The sequence below is a fragment of the Rhodobacter sp. JA431 genome, assembly GCF_900217725.1.
Classification (GTDB): Bacteria; Pseudomonadota; Alphaproteobacteria; order Rhodobacterales; family Rhodobacteraceae; genus Rhodobacter; species Rhodobacter aestuarii.
Window position 1 is genome coordinate 538573 of record NZ_OBMP01000002.1, and the last position, 12907, is coordinate 551479.

The 12907-nt window shown below is 60.6% G+C and carries 14 protein-coding genes; 3 read left to right on the plus strand and 11 right to left on the minus strand.

What is annotated here, in order from left to right:
• Window positions 1-59: 59 nt before the first annotated feature.
• Together CRO18_RS06275 and CRO18_RS06285 are read left to right on the plus strand one after the other, a co-directional pair.
• The gene (locus CRO18_RS06275) at window positions 60-476 is read left to right on the plus strand and encodes an acetyltransferase (RefSeq protein WP_249275996.1); all 417 of its coding nucleotides are present in this window, start codon (window positions 60-62) and stop codon (window positions 474-476) included.
• 211 nt (window positions 477-687) lie between these two features.
• Window positions 688-1620: a glycosyltransferase family 2 protein gene (locus tag CRO18_RS06285; protein ID WP_097081453.1), complete on the plus strand. Its 933-nt coding sequence runs from the start codon at window positions 688-690 to the stop codon at window positions 1618-1620.
• 64 nt (window positions 1621-1684) lie between these two features.
• Here CRO18_RS06285 and CRO18_RS06290 read toward each other — a convergent pair whose 3' ends face one another.
• The 9 genes from CRO18_RS06290 to CRO18_RS06330 form a co-directional block, all read right to left on the minus strand.
• The gene (locus CRO18_RS06290; RefSeq protein WP_143128604.1) at window positions 1685-2425 is read right to left on the minus strand and encodes a hypothetical protein; all 741 of its coding nucleotides are present in this window, start codon (window positions 2423-2425) and stop codon (window positions 1685-1687) included.
• A 281-nt stretch (window positions 2426-2706) separates the two neighbouring features.
• A complete protein-coding gene (locus tag CRO18_RS06295) occupies window positions 2707-3918 on the minus strand; it encodes a 3-hydroxybenzoate 6-monooxygenase (RefSeq protein WP_097081455.1) in 1212 nt (403 codons plus the stop codon).
• Window positions 3919-3994: 76 nt separating this feature from the next.
• Window positions 3995-5257: a TRAP transporter large permease gene (locus CRO18_RS06300; protein ID WP_097081456.1), complete on the minus strand. Its 1263-nt coding sequence runs from the start codon at window positions 5255-5257 to the stop codon at window positions 3995-3997.
• Complete coding sequence (locus tag CRO18_RS06305; protein ID WP_097081457.1) at window positions 5254-5748, minus strand: TRAP transporter small permease; 495 nt, start codon at window positions 5746-5748, stop codon at window positions 5254-5256. Before CRO18_RS06305 ends, CRO18_RS06300 begins: the two co-directional genes overlap by 4 nt.
• Window positions 5745-6731, minus strand: coding sequence for a TRAP transporter substrate-binding protein (locus CRO18_RS06310; protein WP_212710056.1), 987 nt, complete (start codon window positions 6729-6731; stop codon window positions 5745-5747). The genes CRO18_RS06305 and CRO18_RS06310 overlap by 4 nt, the downstream gene beginning before the upstream one ends.
• Window positions 6732-6775: 44 nt before the next feature.
• Complete coding sequence (gene maiA / locus CRO18_RS06315; RefSeq protein ID WP_212710058.1) at window positions 6776-7423, minus strand: maleylacetoacetate isomerase; 648 nt, start codon at window positions 7421-7423, stop codon at window positions 6776-6778.
• Window positions 7420-8115, minus strand: coding sequence for a fumarylacetoacetate hydrolase family protein (locus tag CRO18_RS06320; RefSeq protein ID WP_097081458.1), 696 nt, complete (start codon window positions 8113-8115; stop codon window positions 7420-7422). The genes maiA and CRO18_RS06320 overlap by 4 nt, the downstream gene beginning before the upstream one ends.
• A gap of 12 nt (window positions 8116-8127) precedes the next feature.
• Window positions 8128-8601 (minus strand): maleylpyruvate isomerase N-terminal domain-containing protein, encoded by a 474-nt coding sequence (locus CRO18_RS06325; RefSeq protein WP_097081459.1) that lies wholly within the window; start codon window positions 8599-8601, stop codon window positions 8128-8130.
• 95 nt (window positions 8602-8696) lie between these two features.
• A complete protein-coding gene (locus tag CRO18_RS06330) occupies window positions 8697-9773 on the minus strand; it encodes a cupin domain-containing protein (protein WP_212710059.1) in 1077 nt (358 codons plus the stop codon).
• 149 nt (window positions 9774-9922) lie between these two features.
• On the opposite strand from CRO18_RS06330, the gene CRO18_RS06335 reads away from it, so the two are divergent.
• Window positions 9923-10357, plus strand: a complete 435-nt coding sequence (locus CRO18_RS06335; protein WP_097081460.1) for a MarR family winged helix-turn-helix transcriptional regulator — start codon at window positions 9923-9925, stop codon at window positions 10355-10357.
• A gap of 22 nt (window positions 10358-10379) precedes the next feature.
• Here the strand turns inward: CRO18_RS06335 and CRO18_RS06340 are convergent, their stop codons facing one another.
• Window positions 10380-12029, minus strand: a complete 1650-nt coding sequence (locus CRO18_RS06340) for an acyl-CoA dehydrogenase family protein (RefSeq protein ID WP_097081461.1) — start codon at window positions 12027-12029, stop codon at window positions 10380-10382.
• The gene (locus CRO18_RS06345) at window positions 12026-12901 is read right to left on the minus strand and encodes an amidohydrolase family protein (RefSeq protein WP_097081462.1); all 876 of its coding nucleotides are present in this window, start codon (window positions 12899-12901) and stop codon (window positions 12026-12028) included. Before CRO18_RS06345 ends, CRO18_RS06340 begins: the two co-directional genes overlap by 4 nt.
• Window positions 12902-12907 lie beyond the last annotated feature (6 nt).

Consider the following 12907-nt stretch of genomic DNA (forward strand, 5'->3'; position numbering starts at 1 on the left):
GGGCCGTTGTTTGGCCCCTCGCCTGCCTCCTGCCCCGCCCGTTATGGGGCTGGCGGCGCATGATATTGCGCTTGTTTGGCGCAAAGATCGCTGAAGGCGTACATATCTACCCGACTGTGCGGATCACCATGCCTTGGAACATTGAGATTGGCGAAACAGCCGCCATCGGGGACCGCGCCATCCTTTACGCGCTTGGAGCGATCTATATTGGCCCCCGCGCAACCGTTTCACAAGGCGCCCATCTTTGCGCTGGCAGCCATGACATTTCCAAACCGGACCGCCCATTGATCCGCCCGCCGATCAAGATTGAGCAAGATGCGTGGATTGCCGCGGATGCTTTTGTTGGCCCCGGTGTCACCATCGGCGCTGGAGCTATCGTCGGCGCACGCGCCGTGGCGATGCGCGATGTCGCCCCCCGAACGATCGTTGTGGGCAATCCGGCCCGCGTGATCCGAACGCAGCCCTCGGTCCCTTGAGCGGAGCGGTCTAGATGCCCCAAACCACAAACGCCATCGCGCAGATTGTGCTGTCTCGGTCCCTATCGCCGGAACTGCGCATCCTAGTGGATGTGATCCGCACGCTGGCTGCGGGGGATGTCGCCGCACAGTTCATTTCGGATATCGCAGACCGTCGGGTGCCCCTTCTCATCCGGCGCCTCTTGGGCTCCCCAAAGAAGGAGGCAGCGACATGCGGCTAACCGTGGTGATCCTGACCAAGAATGAAGCGCGCCATATTGAACGCTGCATTGCCTCGGTAGCCGATATCGCGCAGCACGTCCTTGTGGTGGATTGCGGTTCGACCGATGGCACGGTTGCACTTGCGCAGGCAAAAGGCGCGGAGGTTTTGACCAATCCTTGGCTCAATTACGCGACGCAGATGAACTGGGCCATCGACCATGTGCCCCCGGAGACGGATTGGATCATGCGGCTCGATGCCGATGAATTCGTAACCGCCCCCCTTGCGACACAAATCGCGCAACACCTTCCCAATCTCGAAAGCACGGTCAATGGTGTCTATGTCGCGCGGCGAATGAATTTCATGGGTCAGCCGATCCGCTGGGGTGGCGTGTTCCCCGTCCATCTGTTGCGGCTGTTTCGGCGCGGCAAGGGGCGCTGCGAGAACCGCTGGATGGATGAGCACATTCTCGTCGAAGGAGAGACAGCGAATTTCAGCGGCGAGATTATCGACGACAACCGCAATTCACTCACCTGGTGGACCGAGAAACACAACGCCTATGCCGGGCGCGAGGTTGTCGATCTGCTCAACCTCAAATACCACTTCATGCCGCATGAAACCATGGCAGACCTACGCGGGCGTCAGCAGGCGGGGCTAAAACGCTGGTTCAAAGAGCATATTTATGCGCAACTGCCGGGCGGGTTGCGAGCCTTCGCCTATTTCTTGCACCGCTACGTGCTGCGGTTTGGGTTCCTTGATGGTCGCGCCGGGACCGCGTTCCACGTGCTTCAGGGGTTTTGGTATCGGTATCTTGTCGATACCAAGCTCTATGAGGTGGAGCTTTACATGCGCGAAAACGCGGTCGATGCGGTGACCGCGATCCGCGATGTCCTCAATATCGACCTGGAAACCTCCGGCGATGCGGTCCCAAAAGCCGCGTGCTGAACACGCACCGAGGCAGTGAAGACTGTTCGTCGCCGGCGGCGCCAGACCAACTTTCGACCGCACACTACCCCTCAAGTGCCCCGGAAACGACGCTTGAGAACGGCTCAATCAAATCCGCCCAGAAGGTTTCCGAAATCGCGCCCTCTTCCGCGCAAGCGACCCAGACGGTTTGCGCCCAATGATCCGCGACGGACCTAAGCCCTTCAAAGTCCACAAAGTCGCTCTCACCCCCGCTTTCGGCCAGACTGGTTTCGAAAAAGACGAAGAAATCCTCGGCCATCGCATCAAGAACGAGGCTGGTGTCGCCAATCACCGGGTGGGCGGCCTCGTCATATACCGGCTTGATCCCAGTGCCGCCGGGCGGGTCTGTGTCGCCCACCGGGCGGGCGAGATTTTGCCAGGTTTCGCTTGGCCCCGCCCAAAGCGGAACATCGCCCTCAGGCACATTCCCAATCGCCAACAGCCCGGTTTCCAGCGCGTCGACCACCAAACTCTCAAGCGCGACCTCACCCAAGCCTTCCTCGGCGGCATAGGCGGCAATTTGTGCCCCGATTTCAGCATTCCAAGCCTCAGCGGCCCCCAAATCCTCAGGCGCCACAAGCGCCTCGGCAACGCCGCCCCCCAGTGCCAGCGAAAGCTCGGCACTCGCCATGGCTTGTGCCGCAGCTTTTGCTGCATCATCACTTAGGTCGAAATCCGCAAAACGGGCCAAGGCCGTTTCCGTCAGCGCCCCGACCAAGTCGACACGCACGGTTTCGGCCAGCGCCAAGGCGGCCTCTTTTTGATCCATGAAATCAACGCTCATCATTCGCGCCCTTATGCTTGAGGTCATTGGAAAATCTTCCAGCACGACCGCGATAGCTGCGGCAAAGCAGGGAAAGTCTGTGGTGCACGGTTTTTAGCAACACCAACGGCATTCAACCTACGCGCGAAGCCCCTTGAGAACAACAAAGAACACAGAATGAGCGGTTATGCCTCAAACAGTAAGGCGCATCATCACCCTGGCTCTCACCACAGCCAGGGTGAATCCTGTTCTCAATCCACTGTCGAGACGGGCTACTGTCGAGACAGGCCGATTTCATCGGCTCAAGCGGCGTGACTTTCGGCGGAAACCGCGCCTTCAAGCCCGGTTGAGCCATAGAGCCAATCGACGATGTCATACCAGTTTTCAGGAGTTTTCGAACTCATAACTGCGTTGCGCAGCGCCGCGTGGGCTCCCGCGGGGTGGTAGACATGCTGGCCAATTTCGCGCGACTGGAGTTGCACCCGTGCGGTGCGCAAGGCGCGCAGGCGTTGATATTCGGCAAAAGCCGCATCCAACCCGGCGTGATGATCTAGGCAGTGCGCCAGCGCGACAGCATCTTCCATCGCCATACAGGCCCCTTGCGCGAAATATTGCAGCATCGGATGCGCCGCATCGCCCAAAAGCACCACCCGCCCGTCGATCCAGTTTGTCACCGGGTCACGGTCGCACAGCACCCAGCGCTTCCAATTCTGGCCGCGGTCGATGATCTGGCGTGCCACGGGCGCGACATGGGCAAAACCAGTGCGTACCTCGTCATGGTCCACTGGCACGGCGGCCTCGGGGCTTGGCGCATCATTGTGATAGGTGACGACAAGGTTGAACATCTTCCAGCCCTTGAGCGGATAGTGCACGATATGGCACTTTGGGCCGGCCCAGAGCGTCGCCGCGTTCCAGCGCAGATCTTCGGGCATGTCATCGGTGGGGATCACCGAGCGATAGGTGGTGTGGCCCGAAACGCGCGGCGCGCCATCGCCCACCAGCTTTTGGCGCACCTTGGACCAAAGCCCATCTGCCCCGATCAGTGCCGCACCGCGCAGCCGTTCGCCTGAGGCCAGCGTTGCCGTGACGCTTGTGGTATCTTGGTCGTAATCCACCACCTCGGCCGAGGTGCGCAAATTCACCAGCGGATGCGCCTCGCAAGCGTGCAGAAAGGCGGCGTGCAGATCGCCCCGGTGGATCACCGCATAGGGGTTGCGAAAGCGGGTGCGAAACGCTTCATCAAGCGGGATGCGGGTGATCTCACTGCCCGAGATTGCATCCATCAGCCGCAGATTATCAATATAGACGGCAAGCGACCGGGCGGCATCGCCCACGCCCAGATAATCAAACGCGTGAAAGGCATTTGGGCCAAGCTGAATGCCCGCACCAATTTCGCCAAGCTGATGCGCTTTTTCCAGCACCAGCGTGGCAATGCCCTTTTGCGCAAGGCCAATGGCGGCGGCCAAACCGCCAATGCCGCCCCCGGCGATCAAAATGGGAAGGTCTTTGGTCATGGCAAGTCTCCTCCTGTGGCCACGACGGGGTCGGGCCCTGATGATGATGGGATGGGTGGTGTGAGGATGGCCCGCCTTAAAACGGGTGGACCATCCAAGGCAAAAAGATCGTGGCAAGGATCACAAAGACCGCCGCGCCGACATAGGGCAGCACCAAGCGTGAAAGCCGCATGATCGTGACCTTGGAAAGCGCGGCCGCGATATAAAGCCCCGTACCGACAGGCGGGGTCAGCAGCCCCAGCACCAAGGTGAGCGAGATCATCACGCCAAACTGGATCGGGTCGATCCCATATTGGCCAACGGCAACCGGCAAAAGGATGGGCGTGAGGATGATCAGCGCCGCGATCCCGTCGAGGAACATCCCGACAGCGGTCAGCGCCAGCATGATCAACAGCATGAAGATCGTCGGATCATCGGACAGCCCCGTGATGAAGGCCGCCACCGCTTGGGGCACCTGATTATAGGTCAGAACCCAGCCAAAGACCTTGGCGGTCATGATCAAAAACAGCACGATGGCCGAGTTGGACACGGTGCGATCAAGAATTTTCGGGATCGCGCGCAGCGGCAATTCCCGAAACACGAGCGCACCAAAGATCAGCGCCAAAACAATTGCCGCTGCCGCACTTTCTGTGGGGGTAAAGACGCCAGCGGTGATGCCGCCCACAATGCTGAGCGGGATCAGCATCGTTACGAGCCCCGGCAAGGTGGCCTTCCAGCGAGACACAGGCACCTGCCCCGCCTCTGCGGGCGGCGGCACATGGTTGCGCCCCGCCTGCCACAACGCGATGCCGATCATCAGAACGAAAAGGGTGATCCCCGGCACGATCCCCGCGGTGAACATATCGGCAATCGAAACCTGCGCGATCACCCCATAGATGATGAACACCATTGAGGGCGGGATGATCGGCCCCAAAAGCCCGGCCGAGGCCGTGAGCGCCGCCGCATAGCCGCGATCATAGCCATCACGCTCCATTTCCGGCACCACGACGCGGCTCATCACCGCCATCTGTGCCGTCGCCGAGCCCATGATTGCCGCCAGCGCAAGGTTGGAGATCAGGTTCACGATCACAAGGTTATGCGGCAAGCGCGTCAGCCAGACCCGCACCGCCAAGATAATCCGCCGGGTCAGGCCACTTTCATTCATGATCTCGCCCAACAAAACGAAAAGCGGGATCGCGAGCAGATCGAAATTTTCCACCGAGCCAAAGGCGATCTGCGGGATCGCGTTCAAGATCGGTGTGTTACCTGTCAAGGCCACAAAGGCCAGCGTCGCGCCAATCAGCACGAAAGCGATGGGCATTCCGGTCAGCATCAGTGCCAGAAAAACAGCCCCGGTCATGCGGATGCCCCCCGCAAGGCCGCGACTGCCGTGCTCAGATGCGCCAAAACATGCACCAGCGCCGTCAGGCAGAAGATCGGAAAGATCCAAAAGAACGGAGCCTTCGCCCAGCCTGTGGTGATCACCTGCTCAAACCCCACCGAGGGCGAGGTGACCCAGCCAAGCCCCGCTTGCAGCAACAGCGCCAGCATGATCGCGATCAGCGCCCAGATCTGCAGATCGACCCACATTTGCACCCGACGCGGCAGCATATTGAGCAAAAGCGTGACGCCAATCTGGGCCTTGTCGCGGATCGAAATCGACACCGCGACAAGGGTCAGCCAAACAAGCAAAATCGCCGCCAATTCTTCGGCAAAGACAAGGGGCCGCCCCGCGAGATAGCGCATCGCCACATTCACGGCGATAAGCCCCACGAACAGCACCACAAGCCCGCGGCTGGCCCAGCGTTCTAACTGGACCAGCACGTCAGAAAGCGTGCCAAAGAGGCTCACTTGCCTTGCTCCGCGGTAACTTCGGCCTGAAACTGCGCGATCAGCGGATATTGCGCGAAGCTTTGCGCCACGGCGTCATTGGCTGCGGCAAAAACCGCGGCACCGTCGGCCAAATGCACGATCTCAAGCTTGCCTTCGAGCGCCGCCAAATTGGCCTTTTCGGCCTCCACCTGCTGATCCGCGCCCCAAGCAAGCGCTTCGTCCACCACTGCGGTGAAAGCCGCCTGCTCTTCGGACGAGAGGCTCATCCAAGTCGGGTTTGAGACCATCATCACCGAGGGAAAGGCCATGTGATTGGTGACCGTCAGCCCCTTTGCCACCTCGTCAAATTTCAGCCCGACGAGCGCATCAAGGTCGATGTCGATCCCATCCAACAGCCCAGTTTGCAAGGCTTGATAGACTTCGGTCAGGTTCACAGGTGTCGGCACCGCATCAATTGCCCCCCACCAAACTTTCATCGCCGGAAAGGGCACGATGCGAATTTTCTGGCCGCTCAGATCCGCAACTGACTGGGCTGCGGCGTCCTTCATCAGGATTTGGCGCATCCCGGCAAACGTATAGCCCATGCCATGCAGGTTCGCGGCTTGAAGCTCATCAAGCATGGCTTGCGCGGCGGGCAGGCTTGACGCCTGCACCGCTTCGCCCACATCGGCAAAAAGATAGGGTGTGAACCAGCCCTGCATCGACGGGGCGCGCAGGCTCGTGATGGCGGCGGTCATCAGACCGGCATCCAAAAGCCCCGCTGACATTTGCTGAAACATCTCCTGTTCCGAGCCAAGCTGCCCGGCCGGAAAGACAGCGAGCGTCAGACCTCCCTCGGTCGCTTCGGGCAGTTTTTCCGCAATGCGATTGGCTACCTTGGTCCAGACATGGCTTGGCGGCGTGATCACCCCCATGCGCAATTCACGCGCCTGCGCGCCAAGCGCGACCGTGCTCATCAACGCGGCCAAAATTGTGGCGCGGCTTACTTTGGCAAATGTCATAGCTCTCCTCCCTGTATGACGGCCTGCGGAGCGAGGGGCTCTCCCTAATCCTCTCGGTCCGGCTGATTTTTTGGATGGGCCTGTGCAAAGGCCGGCAGCGCTTCGCAGGCGCTGGAAATACGGTTGATGCGCTGCAAATCGGCGATATCGACACCAAAGCGCGCCGCAGAAAAGACCTGTGGCACAAGGCAGATATCGGCAAGGCTCGGGTGATCGCCAAAGCAAAACGGGTGCTCGGGGCCTTGCTCTAAAAGCGCCTCACATGCGGCCAATCCATCGCGAATCCAACGCCCACACCAAGCATCGAGCGCGGCCTGATCGGCCTCAAAATTGGCTTTGAGATAGTCCAGCACGCGCAGATTTTGTAGCGGATGCACATCGCAAGCGATCACCTGAGCAAAGGCACGGACCTGTGCGCGCAGGTTCGGGTCCTCGGGCATAAGCTTGGGGCCGGGCTGCGTTTCATCAAGCCATTCGATGATGGCGAGCGATTGCGTCAGCCGGAAATCCCCCTCTTGCACCACCGGCACCAAAGCCTGTGGGTTCAGCGCCCGAAACGCCGGGGTTTTCTGTTGCCCGCCGTCTTTGCGCAGATGCACCGAAGTGAAGTCCGTTTCCACGCCCTTCAGGTTCAAGGCGATCCGCAACCGATAGGCGCTTGATGAGCGGAAATAGCCGTGAACCTTGATCATGTTGCCGCTCCGATCACCAGTTCCACGGGGGTAAGCCCGTCAATACCGCCCTTGATCACATCGCCCGCGACCACGGCACCCACGCCTGCGGGTGTGCCGGTCATAATCAAATCGCCCGGCGCAAGGTGATAGTAGTGGGACAAATGGGAGACGATCTCTTCGACCTTCCAGATCAGATCGTCGAGCTTCGCATCTTGCCGGATTTCGTCATTGACGGAGAGATGAATCCGTTGGCCACCAATCGGCCCGACGGCGGCGGCCTTTGTGATTGGGGCGAAAACGGCCGATTGTTCGACATCTTTGCCCAAATCCCATGGCCGCTGTTTCGCCCTTGCCTCAAGCTGCAAATCGCGCCGCGTCATATCGAGCCCGCAGGCATAGCCATAAATCGCCCCCGCTGCGGCGGCTTTGTCACCTTTGAAAAGGGGCGCTCCGATGGCAATCACCAGTTCCATTTCATAATGAAAATTCTCGGTCCCCGGCGGATAGGGGATGGTGGCCCCCGAAGCCGTGGTGGTGAGCGCGGATTTGGTGAAGTAAAATGGGGCCTCGCGGTCCACCGCCACGCCCATCTCGGCGGCATGGGCGGCATAATTGCGCCCCACACAAAAGATCCGATGCACCGGATAGGCGGCGCCTTCACCCAAAACCGGCACAGTGGGCCATTCGGGAGACGGGAACAGGTTGGTCATCGTGGTATCCTTTCAATGCTCGGGCAGGCCTTGGGCCTGAAGATCCTTGGGCAGGTCGCGCAGCCTTGCGCCATTGGCGAGATCAAGCGCGCCAAGCCAAAGCACCTCGGCGCGCAATTTAGGTGTCTGCGCGATCCCGACCGCCCCGGTGGAAAGCTGGACCGTTTCGGCCCAAGCATCCGCAGGCAGATCGCGCCACACCACTTCCAGATGCACCGCAGCATGGGCAAAGAGATGGCGCAGAGCGCGCGGCGGCAAGGTCTCGGCCAGTTCCAGCGCGGCGAGATCGGTCTCGGCCCAATCCTCGGGTCTCTGCCCGCTGGCGGCCTCAACCAGTTGCGCAATCTCGCGCGCCTGTAGCGCCACCGAAGCCACCACCCGCGCCCGGCTCCACCCCGCGCGCGCTGAGGCTTGCCCCAATGCCCGATCTTCGAGCGCATTGAGCCGCCGCGCGAAATAGGCCGTGCCAAACCGGGCCAGTTCCAAGGCCCGCGCGGGAGCCGTGGCCGCCTGATAACGCGCACCTGTCCCTTACCGCGCGATCAACGCGGCGCGGGCCATGTCCAAATCGCCCGCCATGATCAAGGCGTTTCTTCGATCAAGCTGCGGTCAAAATTCAACCGCTCCATGATCGGCGCATCCGAGAAGCGAAAGAGATCCAGCATCGTCTCGGCCTGAAGCGACCATGCGATCCAAGACGGGATCACGAAAATATCGCCCTTTTCAAGTTGATGCGTTACCCCGCCCATAACCACGGCACCACGCCCTTCAAAGACTTGGAACACCGTCGAGCCCACATCGCGCCGGGTCGGCGTTTCGATGCCCGGACGCAGGCGATGGAACTCGGCCCGGATCGTTGGCATCACATCGCCGCCGGTGGTCGGGTTCACATATCGCACCGCTGCATGGCCTTGCTCCACCGTCGCCGGATGCCCCTCTTCTTCCAAAAGCAACTGCTGGCTCAGCGCGGCATCGGTATAGTCCCAACGGTAGGCCCCAATCGGCGACGAGACCGTATTGGCAAGCTGCGAAAGCGGGCGCAGCCCCGGATGACACCAAAGCCGCTCGCCCCGTGAATATTGCGGCGTGGCGTAATCGGTCACCCGATCCGAGCCAAATTCAAAGAACCCCACATCATTTTGGAATGAAAACGGAATATCGAGCCCGTCGATCCAAGCCATCGGCTGATCGGTCTCATTGTGATGGCCGTGGAAGTTCCACCCCGGAGTGAGCAGAAAATCGCCGCGCGACATCCGCACCGGATCACCATTGACCACCGTCCAGACCCCCTCGCCCTCCACCACGAAGCGGAACGCATTTTGCGAATGGCGATGTTCCGGCGCGGTCTCTTTCGGGCCAAGATATTGAATCGCGCACCAGAGGGTTGGCGAAATATACGCTTCCCCGCCCAGCCCCGGATTGGCGAGCCCAATGGCGCGCCGCTCCCCGCCCCGGCCCACCGGCACAAGCTCTCCCGAAGCCTGTGCGAGCGGATAAAGATCGGCCCATTTCCACAGATGGGCCTGCGCTTTTGGGCGTGGATGGCGCGGCATCAGATCCCCAAGCTGGGTCCAAAGCGGGTTCAGATGCTGTGTTTTGAAATCAGAATAAAGCTGACGCAGCGCCGGACTTTCCGCCGGCTGCATGGCGTTTTGCATCGTCGGTCCTCCCTAAACCAAGACGATTCGATATTTGTAAGTGTGCTAATTATAAGTATACGTGTCAATAATGATGAATCTTAGTCATCGTATTTGTCTCGCATCAGCCTTTGCTTGAGCCGCACAACCCCATGCCGTAAAAGGAAAAGATGGAAACGATCAAAACCCTGCCCGGCCACCTGATCCGCCGCATGCAACAGCAGGCGGTGGCGACCTTTACGGCAGAGACGCAGGCAGCGGGGTTCGACCTGACACCGGTGCAATTTGCGGCGCTGGCTACGCTTGAGCGCAAACCCGGGATCGAGCAGGCCACCTTGGCGGCCGCAATTGCCTATGACAGGGTGACGATCGGCGGCGTGGTTGCGCGGCTCGAAGCGCGCGGGCTGGTTGAACGCAGCGTGTCAAAAACCGACCGACGCGCCCGCAACCTACAGCTCACCGAACGCGGGGCGGCGCTTTTGCGCACGGTTTGGCCCGCAGTGCGGCGGGCACAAGATCAGATGCTCGACAATCTTGATGCGGCGGAGCGCGCGCAACTGAACGCGCTTTTAACCAAAGCAATCCACCGCGACGACGCCTCGTAAAATCGGCACCGTCGCGGTTTTGTCAAAGGATCACAGGCCAAACCGCCCGTGTCGCATGGGGGCAGGAAAGCATGACCGTTTCCGGGGCACGTTCCACCGCGACACCTCGCCCGCCTTTTGAAGACGTGGGCAGATGCTGCGCCGCCAGACGGCGGATTTCCGCAGGATCGTGAGCGTGATCGGCCATCATCGCCATGCGATGCCACAAGGCTGTTTGGAGCAGCCGCGCGGAGAACTGGGCAAATTCCCACGCCTGTGCCCCGGGATCTGACGCAATCAGCAGTTCGGAGCGCATCTCTCGCCACTGCGCGAGCTTTTGCATGACCTCCGGGACCTCTGGCGCCAAGTCACACACAAGTTCTGCGAAAGCGGTGGCCGCAGCCCCACCCTTCCATCGCAACAATCGTCCCGCCAAGGCACCGGCATGCACGCCATTCGCGCCCTCGTAGATCGAGGTGATCCGGGCATCACGCCACGTTTGCGACACGCGATATTCGGTCAAATAGCCATAGCCTCCGAGGATCTGGATGCCGAGATCGGCCGCCTCGATTCCAGCCTCGGTCGCGGCAATTTTGACAAGCGGCGTCAAGAACTCAAGCAATTCGGGCCGGGTGCCACGCGCCATTTCGACCAGCGCCAACTGGCACATGGCCCGGCTAGACAGTTCAAGCGCCCGTTGTCGATCCAACATGCGGCGCACATCGGCATGATCTACCAGCCGCGCGGGGCTGCCATCGGGGCAGCGGCCCTGCTGGCGTTCCAACGCATGTGCCAAGGCGATCCGATGCGCCCGCGCCGCATGGGCCACGCCCTGCAAGGCCACGTCCAACCGAGCATGGTTCATCAGCGTGAACATAGCGGTAAGACCCGCCCCCTCTTCCCCGATCAATTCCGCCGCCGTGTTGTCAAACACCATATGGCAGGTCGGAGAGGCATGCAGGCCAAGCTTTTCCTCAAGCCGGGCCACCGCGATCCCATTCGCCCCAAAGGCCCCGCCAGAGCGCGCAAGAAACAGCGATAATCCCTTCACCCCCGCCTCGACTGAACCGGTACGGGCCAAAATCAGATGCAGGATGCTCTCAGACATATCCTGCCCCCCGCCCGAGATGAAAATCTTCTCCCCAGTGATCCGCCAGCCCTCCCCCTCGCGCTTGGCGCGGGTGCGGATGGTCGAAAGGTCTGATCCCGCGCCGGGTTCGGTCAGGCACATCGTCGCCAGCGCTGCACCTGAAGCGAGATCGGGCAGATGCTTGGCCTGCTGCGCCTCTGATCCGAAACGCAGCAACACGCGCGCGGCCCCCGGCACAAGGCCCGTCACCATTTCGAGCGCATGACAGGCCCCCGCAAAAATCTCTGACACAGCGCCGCTGAGGGGCGCGGGCGCCGCCTGCCCGCCCAGCGCCTCTGGCAAAGACAGAGCGTGCCAGCCTTGGTCCACGTAATTGGCGTAGACATGGCCAAAGCCATCGGGCATGCGCACCTGCCCCGCCTCCAGGCGGCACCCTTGCGCATCGCCGAGCGCATCGAGCGGCGCGATCTCGCCTTGCGCAAAAGCGGCGAAATGATCGAGCACAGCTTGCGCAAGATCGCCATCCCACTCGGGCAATTGCAGCGCGCCCGCCACCTCTAGCGCGAAAAGAATATCTTCCACCGGAGCTGAAAACGAGGTCATGGCGCGGCCCCCAGCAGTTTGAGCGCATTATCCTTGAGGATGCGGGGCCGGACATCATCGCGAAAGCCCGCCTTTTCAAAAGCATCAAGCCATTTTTCGGGCGCGATCATCGGCCAGTCAGAGCCAAAAAGCATCCGATCCTTCAAAAGCGTATTGGCATACCGCACAAGGATTTCGGGGAAATACTTCGGCGACCAACCGGAAAGATCAATCCAAACATTGGGCTTATGGGTTGCCACCGAAAGCGCCTCTTCCTGCCACGGGAAAGAGGGATGCGCCAAGATGATCGGCATATCTGGGAAATCGACCGCCACATCGTCGATATACATCGGGTTGGAATATTTCAGCCGCATCCCGTTGCCGCCGCGCATCCCAGAGCCAACGCCGGTCTGCCCGGTATGGAACAGCGCGGGCTTGCCGGTTTCGGCAATCGCCTCGTAAAGCGGATAGGCCAAGCGATCATTGGGAAAGAAGCCCTGCATCGTTGGATGGAATTTGAAACCCTGCACGCCGAACTCTTCCACCAGCCGACGGGCTTCGCGCGCCCCAAGCTTGCCCTTATGCGGGTCAATCGAGGCAAAGGGGATCAGCACGTCAGAATGCTCTGCCGCCAGTTCGGCCACCTCTTCATTGCGATATCGCCGATAGCCGGTCTCGCGTTCGGCATCGACGGGGAAGATCACCGCAGCGATGTTTTGCGCACGATAATGCGCGGCGGTTTGCGGGATTGTGGGCGGGTGGTTCCAAGGCGCACCAAAGTATTGCGCCATCGAAGATTGCAGATCGTCATAGCCATCATCATCGTGGCAGCCACAGGGCTCTTCGGCATGGGTATGAAAGTCGATCGCGCGGATATTGGTAAAATCGAGCATGTCAGC

Coding starts and splice junctions, on each gene's coding strand:
- CRO18_RS06275 (WP_249275996.1), top strand. CDS start 60: ATGATATTGCGCTTGTTTGGCGCAAAGATCGCTGAAGGCGTACATATC.
- CRO18_RS06285 (WP_097081453.1), top strand. CDS start 688: ATGCGGCTAACCGTGGTGATCCTGACCAAGAATGAAGCGCGCCATATT.
- CRO18_RS06290 (WP_143128604.1), bottom strand. CDS start 2,425: ATGAGCGTTGATTTCATGGATCAAAAAGAGGCCGCCTTGGCGCTGGCC.
- CRO18_RS06295 (WP_097081455.1), bottom strand. CDS start 3,918: ATGACCAAAGACCTTCCCATTTTGATCGCCGGGGGCGGCATTGGCGGT.
- CRO18_RS06300 (WP_097081456.1), bottom strand. CDS start 5,257: ATGACCGGGGCTGTTTTTCTGGCACTGATGCTGACCGGAATGCCCATC.
- CRO18_RS06310 (WP_212710056.1), bottom strand. CDS start 6,731: ATGACATTTGCCAAAGTAAGCCGCGCCACAATTTTGGCCGCGTTGATG.
- maiA (WP_212710058.1), bottom strand. CDS start 7,423: ATGATCAAGGTTCACGGCTATTTCCGCTCATCAAGCGCCTATCGGTTG.
- CRO18_RS06320 (WP_097081458.1), bottom strand. CDS start 8,115: ATGACCAACCTGTTCCCGTCTCCCGAATGGCCCACTGTGCCGGTTTTG.
- CRO18_RS06330 (WP_212710059.1), bottom strand. CDS start 9,773: ATGCAAAACGCCATGCAGCCGGCGGAAAGTCCGGCGCTGCGTCAGCTT.
- CRO18_RS06335 (WP_097081460.1), top strand. CDS start 9,923: ATGGAAACGATCAAAACCCTGCCCGGCCACCTGATCCGCCGCATGCAA.
- CRO18_RS06340 (WP_097081461.1), bottom strand. CDS start 12,029: ATGACCTCGTTTTCAGCTCCGGTGGAAGATATTCTTTTCGCGCTAGAG.
- CRO18_RS06345 (WP_097081462.1), bottom strand. CDS start 12,901: ATGCTCGATTTTACCAATATCCGCGCGATCGACTTTCATACCCATGCC.